The 12,719-nt window shown below is 68.1% G+C and carries 12 protein-coding genes and 6 pseudogenes; 11 read left to right on the top strand and 7 right to left on the bottom strand.

Features of this window, described 5'->3' with window-relative positions:
* Positions 1-68: 68 nt before the first annotated feature.
* The 3 genes and pseudogenes from ACH4F2_RS32930 to ACH4F2_RS32920 form a co-directional block, all read left to right on the top strand.
* The gene (locus ACH4F2_RS32930) at positions 69-1,529 is read left to right on the top strand and encodes a glycoside hydrolase family 32 protein (RefSeq protein ID WP_398136405.1); all 1,461 of its coding nucleotides are present in this window, start codon (positions 69-71) and stop codon (positions 1,527-1,529) included.
* Positions 1,530-1,708: 179 nt separating this feature from the next.
* Positions 1,709-2,677 carry a carbohydrate kinase gene (locus ACH4F2_RS32925; protein WP_398136404.1) on the top strand — a complete coding sequence of 323 codons (969 nt, stop codon included), beginning with the start codon at positions 1,709-1,711 and terminating at the stop codon, positions 2,675-2,677.
* Between the two features lie 213 nt (positions 2,678-2,890).
* Positions 2,891-3,100, top strand: a pseudogene (locus ACH4F2_RS32920) (GNAT family N-acetyltransferase); the annotation flags it as partial.
* A gap of 13 nt (positions 3,101-3,113) precedes the next feature.
* Here ACH4F2_RS32920 and ACH4F2_RS32915 read toward each other — a convergent pair.
* The 5 genes and pseudogenes from ACH4F2_RS32915 to ACH4F2_RS32895 all read right to left on the bottom strand — a co-directional run.
* Positions 3,114-3,308, bottom strand: a pseudogene (locus tag ACH4F2_RS32915) (transposase); the annotation flags it as partial.
* Positions 3,309-3,355: 47 nt separating this feature from the next.
* Complete coding sequence (locus tag ACH4F2_RS32910; RefSeq protein WP_398136403.1) at positions 3,356-3,730, bottom strand: peptidase inhibitor family I36 protein; 375 nt, start codon at positions 3,728-3,730, stop codon at positions 3,356-3,358.
* Between the two features lie 127 nt (positions 3,731-3,857).
* A pseudogene (locus ACH4F2_RS32905) lies at positions 3,858-4,167 on the bottom strand (integrase core domain-containing protein); the annotation flags it as partial.
* A pseudogene (locus ACH4F2_RS32900) lies at positions 4,163-4,489 on the bottom strand (transposase family protein); the annotation flags it as partial. The pseudogenes ACH4F2_RS32900 and ACH4F2_RS32905, both read right to left, overlap by 5 nt.
* A pseudogene (locus ACH4F2_RS32895) lies at positions 4,444-4,686 on the bottom strand (FAD-dependent monooxygenase); the annotation flags it as partial. The pseudogenes ACH4F2_RS32900 and ACH4F2_RS32895, both read right to left, overlap by 46 nt.
* A 141-nt stretch (positions 4,687-4,827) precedes the next feature.
* Between ACH4F2_RS32895 and ACH4F2_RS32890 the strand changes: the two are divergent.
* The 6 genes from ACH4F2_RS32890 (at position 4,828) to ACH4F2_RS32865 (ending at position 9,302) form a co-directional block, all read left to right on the top strand.
* A complete protein-coding gene (locus ACH4F2_RS32890; protein ID WP_398136402.1) occupies positions 4,828-5,613 on the top strand; it encodes a hypothetical protein in 786 nt (261 codons plus the stop codon).
* Between the two features lie 392 nt (positions 5,614-6,005).
* Positions 6,006-6,218 carry a cold-shock protein gene (locus ACH4F2_RS32885; RefSeq protein ID WP_398136401.1) on the top strand — a complete coding sequence of 71 codons (213 nt, stop codon included), beginning with the start codon at positions 6,006-6,008 and terminating at the stop codon, positions 6,216-6,218.
* 189 nt (positions 6,219-6,407) lie between these two features.
* Positions 6,408-6,740, top strand: coding sequence for a 3-oxoacyl-[acyl-carrier-protein] synthase III C-terminal domain-containing protein (locus ACH4F2_RS32880; protein ID WP_398136432.1), 333 nt, complete (start codon positions 6,408-6,410; stop codon positions 6,738-6,740).
* Positions 6,741-6,951: 211 nt separating this feature from the next.
* Positions 6,952-7,515 carry an EF-hand domain-containing protein gene (locus ACH4F2_RS32875; RefSeq protein ID WP_398136400.1) on the top strand — a complete coding sequence of 188 codons (564 nt, stop codon included), beginning with the start codon at positions 6,952-6,954 and terminating at the stop codon, positions 7,513-7,515.
* Between the two features lie 394 nt (positions 7,516-7,909).
* Positions 7,910-8,479 carry a hypothetical protein gene (locus ACH4F2_RS32870; protein ID WP_398136399.1) on the top strand — a complete coding sequence of 190 codons (570 nt, stop codon included), beginning with the start codon at positions 7,910-7,912 and terminating at the stop codon, positions 8,477-8,479.
* A gap of 211 nt (positions 8,480-8,690) precedes the next feature.
* Entirely contained in the window at positions 8,691-9,302 is a 612-nt protein-coding gene (locus ACH4F2_RS32865; protein WP_398136398.1) for a hypothetical protein, read from the top strand.
* A gap of 644 nt (positions 9,303-9,946) precedes the next feature.
* On the opposite strand, the gene ACH4F2_RS32860 is transcribed toward ACH4F2_RS32865, so the two are convergent.
* On the bottom strand, positions 9,947-10,774 hold the full coding sequence (locus ACH4F2_RS32860; protein WP_398136397.1) for a helix-turn-helix transcriptional regulator: 828 nt from the start codon (positions 10,772-10,774) through the stop codon (positions 9,947-9,949).
* A 162-nt stretch (positions 10,775-10,936) separates the two neighbouring features.
* Between ACH4F2_RS32860 and ACH4F2_RS32855 the strand changes: the two genes are divergently transcribed.
* Together ACH4F2_RS32855 and ACH4F2_RS32850 are read left to right on the top strand one after the other, a co-directional pair.
* A complete protein-coding gene (locus ACH4F2_RS32855) occupies positions 10,937-11,344 on the top strand; it encodes a nuclear transport factor 2 family protein (protein WP_398136396.1) in 408 nt (135 codons plus the stop codon).
* Positions 11,344-12,186, top strand: coding sequence for an NAD(P)H-binding protein (locus ACH4F2_RS32850; protein WP_398136395.1), 843 nt, complete (start codon positions 11,344-11,346; stop codon positions 12,184-12,186). Before ACH4F2_RS32855 ends, ACH4F2_RS32850 begins: the two co-directional genes overlap by 1 nt.
* Before the next feature lie 142 nt (positions 12,187-12,328).
* Here ACH4F2_RS32850 and ACH4F2_RS32845 read toward each other — a convergent pair.
* Positions 12,329-12,436 (bottom strand): annotated as a pseudogene (locus ACH4F2_RS32845) (IS5/IS1182 family transposase); the annotation flags it as partial.
* Positions 12,437-12,719 lie beyond the last annotated feature (283 nt).

Raw genomic sequence — 12,719 nt, 5'->3', positions numbered from 1 at the left:
CCGCACTGGCGATTCCTCCTCGACCTCATGACTCCCGTGTGCTTCGCACGCCCTGAGAAAGGCCCCGTGTGTCCACGTCGCCTGCCGACCCCCACCTGCCCGCCGTCCATCTGCGACCGCCCAGCAACTGGATCAACGACCCCAACGGCCTGGTCTTCCACGAGGGCCACTACCACGTCTTCTTCCAGTACAACCCGCACGGCCCCCAGCACGCGAACATGCACTGGGGCCACTACCGCAGCCCCGACCTGATCAACTGGGAACCCCTCCCCGTCGCCCTCACCCCCACCCCTGGCGGCTACGACGCCGACGGCTGCTATTCGGGCAACGCCGTCTCCGACGGCAACCGCATGGTGGCTTTCTACTCCGCCCACCGCAATGACCGCTGGTGGCAACCGATCACGACTGCGGAGTCGTCGGACAACGGTCACACCTGGGCCAAACGCCCAGATCTGCTCATCCCCGAACCACCGGTCGGCACCACCATGTACCGGGACCCCTACGTCTGGCGGCAAGGAGAACGCTGGCGGATGCTGGTCGGATCCGCCCTCGTAGACGGCCGCGCCGCGGCGCAACTGTACGAGTCCGACGACCTGGAGCAATGGACCTACCGCGGCCCCTTCCACACCAGCAGTACGACCGGCCAGGGCCCTGTCGGCTGGGAGTGCCCCCAGTACGCCACCTTCGGCGACCAAGGCGTCCTGATCCTCAGTGACTGGACTCCCCAGGGCGGCCCCAGCCACACCACCGTCGTCACCGGCCGGGAGAAGGACGGACACTTCGAAGCGGCTACAGCCCCCGTGCCGCTGGACCACGGCCCCGACTTCTACGCCCCCGCCCTGCTGAAGGTCCCCGGAGAGGACCGCTGGCTGATGTGGGGATGGGCCTGGGAAGCACGTGACGACGCCTGGGCTCACGAAGCGGGCTGGGCAGGCGTCCTCACGCTCCCCCGAGAAGTCAGCCTCGCCGACGGGACGGTCGCCCAGCGCCCCGCCCGCGAACTGCTGGCCCTGCGCGGCCCGCGCATCCTGCACGGAACCGGGTACGTCACATGGACCGAACCGGCCGAACTCGGCCAGGTCAGCCACACCTTCGACCTCACCGCTGCCCTCGTCCCGGACAGCACCGGTACCAGCGGGCTGCGCCTGATCACCTCGGCCGACGGATCCGAGTACCTCGACATCAGCCTCGACCCCACGGCAGGCCGTCTCGTCATCGACCGCACTCACGCCTCACCCGACGTACGCGCACGGGGCGGGGCATACACGGCACCGTGCCGGGCCGCGGCACGCCCCCACACTCCCGTCGAGCTCCGCGTGATCGTGGACCGCTCGATAGCCGAGGTCTACCTGGCCGACGAGCAGGTCCTCACCCTGAGGTTCTACCCATCCACCGACGGACCGTGGCGGCTGCAGGCCCGCACGACAGGCGCAGGGCGCAGCGAGTTCGCCGTCGCGGCCTGGAACCTGGCCCCGAAGGATGTTCGGAACGAAACCCGGTCGGCGCGCTGGGCAGCACAGAGCGCTTGATCGCCGGGTCGCACAAGACCTGAAGGCCGGCCCACCCGCACACGGACGGGCCACGCGCCGTTCCCCCTTGTGCGGCAGACATGTCCATCGCAGCACCCCACGCCCTCATGGCGTCCTCGGCTGCGTTCCGTGGTGCGGGGCAACAGCCCCGCGCCCTTCCTGAGAGGCAGACAGTCACCATGGCCCAAGCCGGGTCCCGCGGCAGTGTCGACGTCCTCGGCGAATGCGTCGCCGACATCTTCGAGGACCGCGACCGGTCCGGAGCCGGGGGACTGGCCCTGCGGGCGCTGGCCGGTGGCGGCCCGGCCAACACCGCTGTCGCCCTCGCCCGGCTCGGCACCCCCACTCGCTTCCTGGGACGCTTCTCCGAAGACGCCTTCGGCACCCTCTTCCGAACCCGCCTCAGCGCCTCCGGTGTCGACCTGACCGGCAGCGTGACCACGTCCGGGCCCAGCGCGCTCGCCGTCGCCGACCTCGACGCGACCGGTCAGGCCGCCTACACCTTCTACGCCGACGGCGCCGCCGACTGGCACTGGACCGCTGGCGAACTCACCGCTACGCGGAACAACGACGCGATCTGCCTGCACGCCGGCTCCCTCGCGCTGATCCGCCGACCCGGCGGCAGCCGAATCGAGGAACACCTCGCTCAGGTGCGCGAGCACGCCACCATATCCATCGACCCCAACGTCCGCCCCCTGCTCGTACCGCCCTCCGCTTACCACGAACGGTTGCCCCACTGGTGCGCCGTCGCCGATATCCTCCGCCTCAGCGAAGACGACTGTGCCCTCCTCACTCCCGGTACCGGCCTCGAAGAAGCCTGCGACACCTGGCACGCCGCCGGCGCGCGCCTCGTTGTCATCACTCTCGGCGGGCGCGGCGCTCTCGCGTCACTCGACGGTGGGCGCGTCACCGTCCCAGCCCCTCCTACGGTGGTCGTTGACACCGTCGGTGCCGGCGACTCCTTCACCGCGGCCCTTCTGCACCGCCTTGCCGGCCTCGGACACCTGGGCGGCCGACTCGACGAACTGACCCTCGAAGACGTCGCTGACGCCTGCTCGTTCGCCGCCCAGGTCGCCGCCCTGACGTGCTCGGTCCTCGGTGCGAATCCACCCTGGGCGGACGGTCTCGCCATTGCAGATCGACGCTGACTGAAAGTTGCCACGTCACATGGACCGAAGGGTAGGCAGTCACGGCTACGGGGTCTCGCCTGAAACGACTGCGGCGTTCCGGGAAGGTCCTCAGTCGGCGCCGCCGTGGCAGCTGCCGACCCAGCCCGGCCTGACCAGTCCTCTACTGAGGTTGAAGCGTGATGTCGGGGCCTGGTGCTCCCCTCACGAGGTGCAGTCGGAAGGTTGCCTGTCATGGCTGAGCTTGGACCCGTTGTCCAGCCGCCGGCCCCGTTGCGGACTGAGCGGCTCGTGCTTCGGGAGCCCGAGGCCCAAGACCGTGCGGCGTTCATCGACCTGTTCGCCTCGTCGGGGGTGCGGACGTACCTCGGTGGCCCCCGACCACGTGCTGAGCTCGAGAGTGCAGTGCCTGAAGTGCCCGGGTGGCGCCCTGGCGTGTTCCTTGCCGCTGATCCGTGGAGATGGTCTGCCGGGAGACCTCGCCGCCATAGATCTCCGCGGGATGGGCCTGAATCTCACCTGCGGTCAGGTCTCTCGCGGCCGGCGAGATGGCCATCTCGTCGATGCCGGTCAGGCGCTTCTGCCGCTTCCTGACGATCTTCGGTTCGCACGCGTGAACTCGCGTGTGAGGGAGGCATGCCCCGCCTCCCAGCGGTACTGGCGGGGCGGGCGGTTCGGGGGTTCGGTCAGCCAGTCGGCTCAGCCTCCGCAGCCACCGTACTCAAGGGAGCTCACTGCGTTGTCGTAGAGGAACAGAAGTTCCTGCTTCTCACCCGGCGGGATGGTGTAGTGGTAGCCGCGGTAGTCGGTATCAGTGTAGATGCAGACGAACCCCTCGCCACGGTTCCACACCGAGCTGGCTCGGTCGTTCCACGCCCAGCCGATGTTGGGGGTGTCCACCCGATACTGGAGCTGCAGGTTGTCCCCGGTGAGGTTGTGGCCGTCGTAGAGGCAGATCTGGCCTTCTTCACAGCGGGTCAGGGGTTCATCAGCCGATGCGGTTCCCGGAGCCGCCAGTACGGCGGTGGAGGCGAGAACTGCTCCTACTACCGAGGTCTTGAACGTCAGGTTCATGACTACCCTTTCCCGTTGTTGCGCGTTGGTATCTGTGGAAGCGCGGCGATGGTCCCGCCTCCTACTGCCCGGGGCTTGACCCGAGATCGTGGACACCGGTTCATGCGGCGGTGGTCAGCGTAACTGATCATTGTTCGAAGGTGTTCGGGCTGGTCTGGCCGATACTGGAGTGCCTCCTCCTGGTGTTGTGGCGGGTGGTCCATCGGAAGACCGCGAGGCGGGCCGCTCGGGCGTCTGGCCGGCGTTTCCTTCCCTGAAGCGTTTCGCGTTTGTCGCGTTGAACGCCTCGGCGGCGGCGTTGTCCGCGCTCGTGCCCACCGCGCCGCGCGAATCTGACCACGCCGAGGTCGGTGCAGACCTGGGCGAACTCCTTCGAGGCGTATCGCGCCCCCGTTGTCGCTGTGGAAGATCACTCCGCGCAGGCCGTCGGCCCCCCGAGCCGTCGGCGAGATCAGCCAGGATGGGGACGCCCTGGCGCTCGCAGATGCGGATGATCCGGTGGGTGCGGGCGGCGGTCAGGTCGTGCGACCGGCCCGGCAGCGCGGGCGAGAGCCACAGCAGTTGGCCGTCCGGGGCGGTGACAACCTGCACGTTCACGCCGTGCCGGCGGTGCTTGTGGAAGTAGTCGGCCCGTCCGTCACCCACCCGGTCGCACGCGGCGAGCCTGCCACCCAGCAGAACGAAGTCAGGGTCGCGCGCCGTGCAGCATGGGCGTCGTACGAGAACCGCTCGGCCTGCCAGACGCGGCGCAGGCAGGTCGCGGAGTAGGTGTCGAGCAGCTCGTCGGAGCCGGTTTCGGTGCGGTGGGCCAGGGCCCGAGCGAAGGTGGCCACGTCGCCGACGGCGAGGTTGAGGCCCTTGGCGCCGGTGGGCGGCACGATGTGTGCGGCGTCGCCGGCGAGCAAGAGGCAACCGTGCCGCATGGGCTCGGGGGCGTAGGAGCGGCGTCCCGTGATCACGACAGGAGTGTCATGACACCGTAACCGCGCTTCCCAGGGGGGCGCCGCACCGTTCAGGATGGTGATCGACAAAGCAGAGACCAGCCGGAAAGACCAGTCCGGCCCGGCCACATCACCACCAGCAGGGGGAGTCCCGCCATGCTTCGCACGCACCGCCGCAAGTCCGTCCTCGCCGCCGCGGCCCTGGTGGCCACGACGATGCTGCTGACCGCCTGTCAGGGAGAGGACACGGAGGACGGCGGCAAGTCGACCGGGGCCACGGCCTCGGACTCGGCCGCCAAGGGGAAGTCCGACGACGGCGGGAGTGGCACCGGAAGCGAGTCCCCGTCGGGCGAGAAGGGCTCGAAGAGCGGCATGGTGTCGGGCAAGTGGGCCGGCACGGTCTCCTACCTCGCCCCCGGCAAGTACACCGTCACGGACGCGAACGACACAGAGCAGGCGTTCTTCACCTCCGAGGACACCGACATCGAGGGCGCGGGCAAGATCTGCGGTGACGCGGACGGCCAGGCCGCCACGCCGTGCACCGAGGAGGAGCTCGAAGCCGCGGCCAAGAAGGGGTTCGGAGCGACGGTCGACGTCAAGGACGGAGTGGCTGTCAGCATCATCGAGGACCACACCGGCAGCGGCACCGGTACCGGCGGCGACAACGGTATGGGCGAGGGCGAGAGGTCGGGGCTCTTCTCCGGCACGCTCGGGTACATGGCCCCGGGCAAGTACTCACTCAGCCGCGACGGTAACGAGCGTGCGTTCTTCACCGCCACCGAGACCGTCATCAACGGCGCCGGCTGGATCTGCGGTGACGCGGAGACCGTCACGCCCTGCACCGAGGAAGACCTCGAAGCCGCGGCCAAGAAGGGCGGCGTCGCTGTCGCCGTCCAGGTCGAGGACGGGGTCGCCGTCACCATCGACGAGGAGCACAACTGATCGCGGACCCGAGCGGGGCAACGGGGCGACGTGCTCTCCACGACGCCCCGCGAAGATCTGCAGCCTCGGTGAACGCGTCATGACGATCCTCAAGTCCTGGCGGCTCCTGCGGATCTGCTCGTCGGCGGCCGCGTCAGTTCGGCGACGTCGCCGTGGTTCTCACTCCACTCGCTCACGAGTCCGCCGCTCTGCGCGCCGGCCGGCTGCACCAGGACGTACGGAAGCTGAGCTCCCACGGGGGGCCATGACGGTTGCCGGGCGAGCTCGACTCTCTGGCCGAGACTTCTCGCGACAAGGCCGGGGATGCTGCTGTTCCTCCCCGCGATCGGCAATGATCAGCTCATTGGGCGTCCTGAGCGTCCAGCCCGAGCATGTGATTCGAGGGAGTGGATATGGCGGAGCGGCAGTCCGGCATCGTGAAGTGGTTCAACGATGAGAAGGGGTTCGGCTTCATCACCCCTGAAAGCGGTCCGGACCTTTTCGTGCACTTCAGGGCTATCCAGGGGAGCGGTTTCAAGGCGCTCAAGGAAGGCCAGAAGGTGACCTTCGTCGCGGTGCAGGGGCAGAAGGGTATGCAGGCGGACGAGGTCATCGCGGAGGGCTGAGGGCCTGAGCAGAGCGGCGCATGCCCCGGCCCGGAGCCGAAACGGCTGCCGGGCCGTTGCATCGGCTGGCCTGCAAGAGGCGGTCCAACGCCCGCGCCCCAGCAAGCGGCGTGTAGTCAACCGCCGGCCGCTCCGGTGTGCTCCGTCACCCTCGATACGATCGCAAGCATCAGCAGTGACGTGGTGCTGATGATGTCGTTGGGATCGCCACCGGCGGGGCAACCCGCAATTCCCCGGTCCCGACCGCTACAGCAACCGGGAGGCCGCCCGGTACCTCGACGGCCTCACCGGCGTCGTGCCCGAGACCGAGCCGGTCCGGACCGCCGCAGGTCGGCGGATCACCCGCCACGGCGGCTGACGAGCCGCCCTCTGCCACACGGCACCGGCAACATCGGCGCAGCTACCCTCCCCCTCCAACTCGCCCATGCCGCCGACCAAGGCCGGCTACGCCCGGGCGCACAGGCGATCCTGTTCCGCATGGCCAGCGGCGCCAGCGGCGGCGTGATGCTGATCAGCTGGTAGGGGCCAGTTGCCAGGCACCGCGGACCACGCGCTCACACGCGTGACACCACGGGCGGGCCGGCATCTCCACTTCGGCTTTCCGCCACTGTGTCCACTATCCAACAGGTAGTCGGTTTATCCGCCGTAACCACGTATTCAACTGGCGCCCGTACGGGTACCACCGGTCGTCAATGGCGTTTCAGGAGCTGCTCTGGCAGGCAGAGTGGCGGGCATGGACATCTCCCCGTTCCTGCAGCGCAAACTCGCCCGCCGCTTCGCCACCTTCGACACCAACCATGACGGCTATATCGACCGCACCGACTTCGAGTCAGCCTGCGACCGCCTCGCCGCCGCCTTCCACCTCGCGCCCGAAACCCCCGCGCTCAAGCACATGCGCGAGCTGAGCGACGGCCTGTGGCAGCACTTGTCACAGGCCGCGGACACCGACGTCGACGGGCGCGTCAGCCTCGCCGAGTACCAGGCGGCGTTCGCCGCCGGGCTGCTGGTCACGCACGCCTCCTTCGACGCCGGGTACGTGCCGTTCCTCGATGCGCTGATGGACATCGCGGACGAGGACGGCGACGGGAAACTGACCCGGGACGAGCAGGTCCGCTGGTCCGGCGCCCTGATGGGGCTACCTGAAGGGGACGCTCGCGAGGTCTTCGGCCGCCTCGACCGGGACGCCGACGGCCTGATCAGCCGCGACGACATGCTCCAGGCCATCCGTGAGTTCTACTTCAACGAGGAGCCCACCTCCACCGGCGCGTGGCTGCTCGGACCACTGGACCCCGCTTAGAAAGCAGACCTGTCGCCCGGACAGGGCGAAAGCAACGCCCTGAGCAGTCCCCAGTCCCTCTCACCGGTGCCACGCGGTGTCGCGGGGGCCGCTCTACGGGCCCTGGCCTGTCCCCGGGCGCGTCGATGCGCGCGTGTCCAGGTTCAGAAGCCATCGATCCTCAGACGGCTGCCGCGAGTTCGGCCCGGATCGCCCCGGCACAGACGATGCCGCCCCGTGCGCCCCTGGTGGTTCTGAACCGCGGTCACGCCTCCAGCGCCCCCCTCACGGGCGGTTTGGCATCCGGGCAGGTCGCGGCCTGGCGCAGGACTGTGACACTCGGATGGCTGCGGGGGATGCCCTGGCCATCGGCGAGGGAACCGTCCGCATGCCTTCCGTCGACCAGAGGAGAAGCATGGCCAACGAGTTGAAGTACGGCGACCAGATCCACCTGCAGAACGGCTACAACAACTGGGCGGGCGGTTACCTGGACACCAACGGCCACAGCAGCGACGGCGGGGCGAAGTACGGGGTGTCGACGGCGGACTCGCCCACGCGGGGAGAGGGCACCGGCACCTGGCAGATCCTCTCCGCCGCCGGCAAAGCCGTTGGCGCCAACGTGGTCAGCGGGGACCTGGTCTACCTGCGCAACCTCTACGGCAGTGACGGCGGCTACCTCGACACCAACGGGCACGCGACCACCGACCAGAAGAACAGCGGCGGCAAGTTCAACGTCCTGACGTCCAAGGACCGGGACCGCGCCCCCGGCACCGGCCGCTGGCGTCTTTTCGCACAGGCGTCCAGCCCCGGGGATCAGAACGTCCGGCCGGGCGACGTGATCCACCTGTGGAACGCCTACGGCGACAACGGCGGCTTCCTGGAGACGAACGGAGGCGGGCCCGCCGGCGGCAAGTACGACGTGTGCACCAACGCCTACTACAACCGGGCCCAGAACGTCGGCGACTGGAAACTCCACCGCGCGTGAGCCGGCGCTGGCTCGGGGCCCCGTGCCGGCGCGGCAACGGCGCTGGCTCGGGGCCCCGTCCGGCACCCCTCGAAGGGCGCTCACGCGGAACCCGCCCTGGACCTCACGGCCGGAGCGGGTTCGCGACCTTCGGCCGGGAGCGGCCACCGCTCGTCCGTGAGCCGGCCGCCGCCGCTGCCCCTTCCCGGGTGCCGGTGGCGGTGACGTGCGGGTGCTCGGGCTGGCCCGCCAGGCCTACTACCGGTGGCTGTCCTCACCGGTGACCGATGCCGAGCCGGCTGAGGCATACCGGGCAGGCGCCCTGTTCCATGCTCACCGCGACGATCCCGAGTCCGGCCACCGGTTCCTCCCCGACGAGGCCCGCGCGGCCGGTGAGGCGATGGCTGAGCGGACCGCCTGGAGGATCTGTCGCGACAATCGTTGGTGGAGCGTCTTCGGCAAGCGGCGGGGCCGGGGCAAGAAGGTCAAGGCCGACCCGCCGGTGCACGACGACCGGGTCCGGCGCGACTTCACCGCCGAGGGCGGGACCGGCTGTGGCTCACGGACATCACCCACCCGCAGCCCTGACTGCATAAACCCCGCTGTCACCCAACTCTGCGGCAGTCCCGTGCACCCGGACTTGGTCCTTGACGGCGGGGTACGCGAGCTCGAACGCCGCTGCGACGAGGCTCTCTTCTCGAGTTCCGTCCGCTTGTGCGGGCCCCTTGCCCGGGAGGGGCTGGCCCAGGTGCCGAAAGGCAGCAGGGAGCGGGCTGGCCGAGGTGGTCAGGCAGACGGGCGGCCGGTGATGGCCGGCAGGGTCGTTGTCCTGATCCGGCGGTAGGTCCTGAAGCCGTGTACGGTCAACGCTGTCCAGATGACGGTACTGACCAGAGGCCACCACAGGTCCCAGCCCTGCTCGCCCTGGATGAGATTGACGATCCAGTTCACCGCCCAGCTGGCCGTAAGGACAAGGGCTGCCCACCTGGCCCATCGCCAGATCCGCATCGTTCCTCGGGCACGGGTTTCCTCTGAACTCTGCTCGTCCTGTCGAAGTCGTGTGCCATTCATACCTATCCGCCTACCCCCTGCCCGTCCCTTGCCTCCCGGTTCTGGGGAGAGGGCCGAAAACGGGCGGCCCCACCCGGCGTCAGCAGACCCTCTGGCAGGGTGACGCTGCAAACCGGGCAGGGAGTTCGATCTTGAGCAGGACGTACAACCCGGTGCCGGTCAAGACGCGGCCCGCAGTTTTCAGACGGGAGGGGCCCATGCTGAAGCAGGTCGCCGAGGGTGTACTGATCCACCGGAGTGAGTTGCTCGAGAACAACACCTGTCGTGCATGGCAGGGACGGCGTGCTACTCGTAGACGTGGGGATTACCGGCGCCGAAATGACCTGCCTGGTGAACACCGGCACACGGCTGGCCTGGGCTACTCGACACAGGTGTGTGAAGCTCCAGAGTGGGCAGTTCTCCGTCCTGAGGCTGCGGTCAAAGGCTCTTCAGTGCAGCGGCGCTGGGGCTGTCGGATTCTGCCGTGTACATCACCAGAGAGAAACCTGAGCCGGGCAGGCTGAGGGTGTGCCGGTCGATCTCCAGCTCGCCTATTGTGGGATGGTGTAGTTTTTTTCGCACGCTGGGTATGGGACGCACAGTGTGATTGCGCCAGCTGCTCGCAAAATCTGGATCGTGGGTTGCGAACTCGTTGATCAGCTCTGCGAGCACGTTATCTGTGGGGTACAGAACGCTGGCTGCGCGCAATTGAGCGGCTACCTGCTGAGAGAAATCGGACTCCGAACCGGGGACGCCGATGCAGAGGGTGTCACGGAATCTCGTGGAGATGCGCGTGAGGTTGCGCTCGTCGGGTGTGAGACGAGAGAAGTCTGTAATCAGAGCTGCAGCTGCTGCGTTCCAGGCGACGATGTCTTGCCGGTCGTTGACGATGTAGGCAGGGATGCCGTCGAGTCTGCCGAGTAGCTGTTGGGCGTCCTCGGGCACGTGCTCCGGCGCGCCGTCGTTCTCTGCCGGCAGCACTTGTCCGGCCAGGCGGGCCAGATGGTCACGCTCTGCTTCAGTGAGCTGGAGAGCCGTCGCCAACGCGGACAGCACCTGCGGTGAGGGCCGGGGTGCCCGTGCCTGTTCGAGTCGTTCGTAGTAGCTCACCGACACCTGCGCCAGGGCGGCTACCTCTTCGCGGCGCAGTCCGGGTGTGCGACGGGCACGCCGACCTGGTGGAAGTGTCGCTTCGGTCTGCACATCTTCTGGTCGCAGGTCCTCGCGGCGGCGGCGGAGAAAGTCTCCGAGTTCCTGGCTGCTCACTCTTCCATCCTGTCACAGGAGGGACAGCTGAGCCTCGCACTGTTGGTCCGGGGCTTAGCTGTCCGTTCCGCGCCCACAAATCTGCTGTGCATGGTGGCCTGGTCGGTTCGTTGACTACGAGGAGAAATGATGTCCAGGACCCCTGAGGAGATTTTTCGCCGCATGATCGATCTGATGCTGGCCAAGGACATGAACGCCGTGGCAGATCTGTGGGCGCCTGACGGAATTGCGGAATTCCCTTTCGCAGCCGGGAGCTCCCCTCGTGTTCTCCGCGGACCTGAGGAGGTACGTGCCTACCTCGCTCACTATCCGGATCTGATGGACATGAAGGAGGTGGCCGCGCTTACCGTGCGGCCCACGGACCAAACGGACACCGTCGTGGTCGAGTGGACGGCCACCGGCCTCACTTTGGCCACCTCCCAGTCCTACCGCCTGGACTACATCGTGGTTCTCACGGTCCGCGACGGGCTGATCACCCTGTTTCGGGATTACTGGAGCCCGCTGTCGGCGGCTGCCGCTGCCGGCGGTCTCGCGGGGCTGATCAACTCGCTTGAAAGGAAAGACGCCTGATGTCCGGAGTGCTCGTGACCGGAGGTACCGGCAAAACCGGCAAGACGCTGGTGCAAGTGCTCCGCAACGCTGGTGTGCAGACACGGGCCGCCAGCCGGAACCCCGCCGCAGCCGATCCTGATGCGATCCGCTTCGACTGGAACGACCCGACCACTCATGGACCCGCGCTCGACGGGATGGACCGGATCTTCCTGCTTCCGCCGGTGGAGAGTGTGGACCCGCTGCCGCTGGTCGAGCCCTTCCTGCGCCAAGCGCGGCGGGCCGGTGCCCAGCGCCTCGTGATGCTCGGCTCCGCCATTGAGCTGCCGAACGCACCCAGCGCTGCGGAGATGGCCGCTCAGGTTCAGGCTCAGCCCGGAGGCGTCGTACTCCGCGCGTCAGGCTTCATGCAGAACTTCCTGCGCCCGCACCCGCTGGCCGAGCACATCCATCGACACGGTGAGATCCGCACCGCAGCCGGTGACGGCAAGCTGGGGTGGATCGATGCGCGGGACGTCGCGGCCAGTGCTGCCGCCCTGTTGGCTGACCTGGAGGTGGACGCTCGAAGCGACTACCTGATCACCGGGCCGCACGGGATGAGCTATCCACAGGCCGCGCACATCATCACCGCGCAGACCGGCCGACAGGTTCGGGCGGAGCCGATTACGGAGGAGGAACAGGCTGCCGCCTACCGCGCCTCCGGCATGCCGGCCGAGTTCGCCGCCGCCCTTGCCGCCGTCGAGCGCGGAATCAAGGAGGGACGTGAAGCCCAGGTCAGCACCGCGGTGCTCGAACTGACAGGCCGTCCACCGCGCACATTCGCCGAATTCGTCTCTGATCACGCGTACGAGTGGACGCAGTAGTGCCTGAACAGCAGCGATGTGCGGTCGAGTAGGTACCACGCAGAGAGTGCCGTTTGGCGTCACGTGATGTGACACACCATCGGAGTGGAGGCGACCCGCCTGTGCCTACCGCAGTGAATGCCGCATTTACTGGTCAATTTCGCTATGAGGTTCGGAGTCCTCGCAAGCGGATGATGCCGCAGGCGAGTTGGAGGAGCCGGAGGTGGAGGTCGGCGCGTATCTCGTAGCGGAGTCGGAGCCGCTTGAACTGTGGTTGCGGTAAACGAATCGGTGGTCGGTCGGCACCGTCTCCGGAGTAAAACAGCAGGCCGGCCAACAGGTGCCCGGCGAATTCGGCAACCACCGGGGCGGGGATGCCGGAGCAGGGCCACTCCAGCTTCTCGCCCCAGTCCGCCCCGGCGGGCGCTGCCGAGCGTCACAGCGCCGGATACGCCCTAGCCTCGAAGTTTCGTGACGGTCCGCCGACGGAGTCGGTGGACCGTTTTCGTGCCGTGGGCTGAGGGTGGGCAGGCCGAGGGCCCGAGTGTCGTCTC

It is taken from the genome of Streptomyces sp. NPDC017890 (assembly GCF_044328675.1).
Classification (GTDB): domain Bacteria; phylum Actinomycetota; class Actinomycetes; order Streptomycetales; family Streptomycetaceae; genus Streptomyces.
Note: the sequence above shows the minus strand (reverse complement) of the source record. Positions and strands in the feature narration are given on the sequence as shown.

What these genes read in the sequence shown, in the direction of transcription:
- ACH4F2_RS32925 (WP_398136404.1), top strand. Translation starts at nt 1,709, where the DNA reads ATGGCCCAAGCCGGGTCCCGCGGCAGTGTCGACGTCCTCGGCGAATGC.
- ACH4F2_RS32910 (WP_398136403.1), bottom strand. Translation starts at nt 3,730, where the DNA reads ATGAACCTGACGTTCAAGACCTCGGTAGTAGGAGCAGTTCTCGCCTCC.
- ACH4F2_RS32890 (WP_398136402.1), top strand. Translation starts at nt 4,828, where the DNA reads ATGCTTCGCACGCACCGCCGCAAGTCCGTCCTCGCCGCCGCGGCCCTG.
- ACH4F2_RS32885 (WP_398136401.1), top strand. Translation starts at nt 6,006, where the DNA reads ATGGCGGAGCGGCAGTCCGGCATCGTGAAGTGGTTCAACGATGAGAAG.
- ACH4F2_RS32880 (WP_398136432.1), top strand. Translation starts at nt 6,408, where the DNA reads ATGATGTCGTTGGGATCGCCACCGGCGGGGCAACCCGCAATTCCCCGG.
- ACH4F2_RS32875 (WP_398136400.1), top strand. Translation starts at nt 6,952, where the DNA reads ATGGACATCTCCCCGTTCCTGCAGCGCAAACTCGCCCGCCGCTTCGCC.
- ACH4F2_RS32870 (WP_398136399.1), top strand. Translation starts at nt 7,910, where the DNA reads ATGGCCAACGAGTTGAAGTACGGCGACCAGATCCACCTGCAGAACGGC.
- ACH4F2_RS32855 (WP_398136396.1), top strand. Translation starts at nt 10,937, where the DNA reads ATGATCGATCTGATGCTGGCCAAGGACATGAACGCCGTGGCAGATCTG.
- ACH4F2_RS32850 (WP_398136395.1), top strand. Translation starts at nt 11,344, where the DNA reads ATGTCCGGAGTGCTCGTGACCGGAGGTACCGGCAAAACCGGCAAGACG.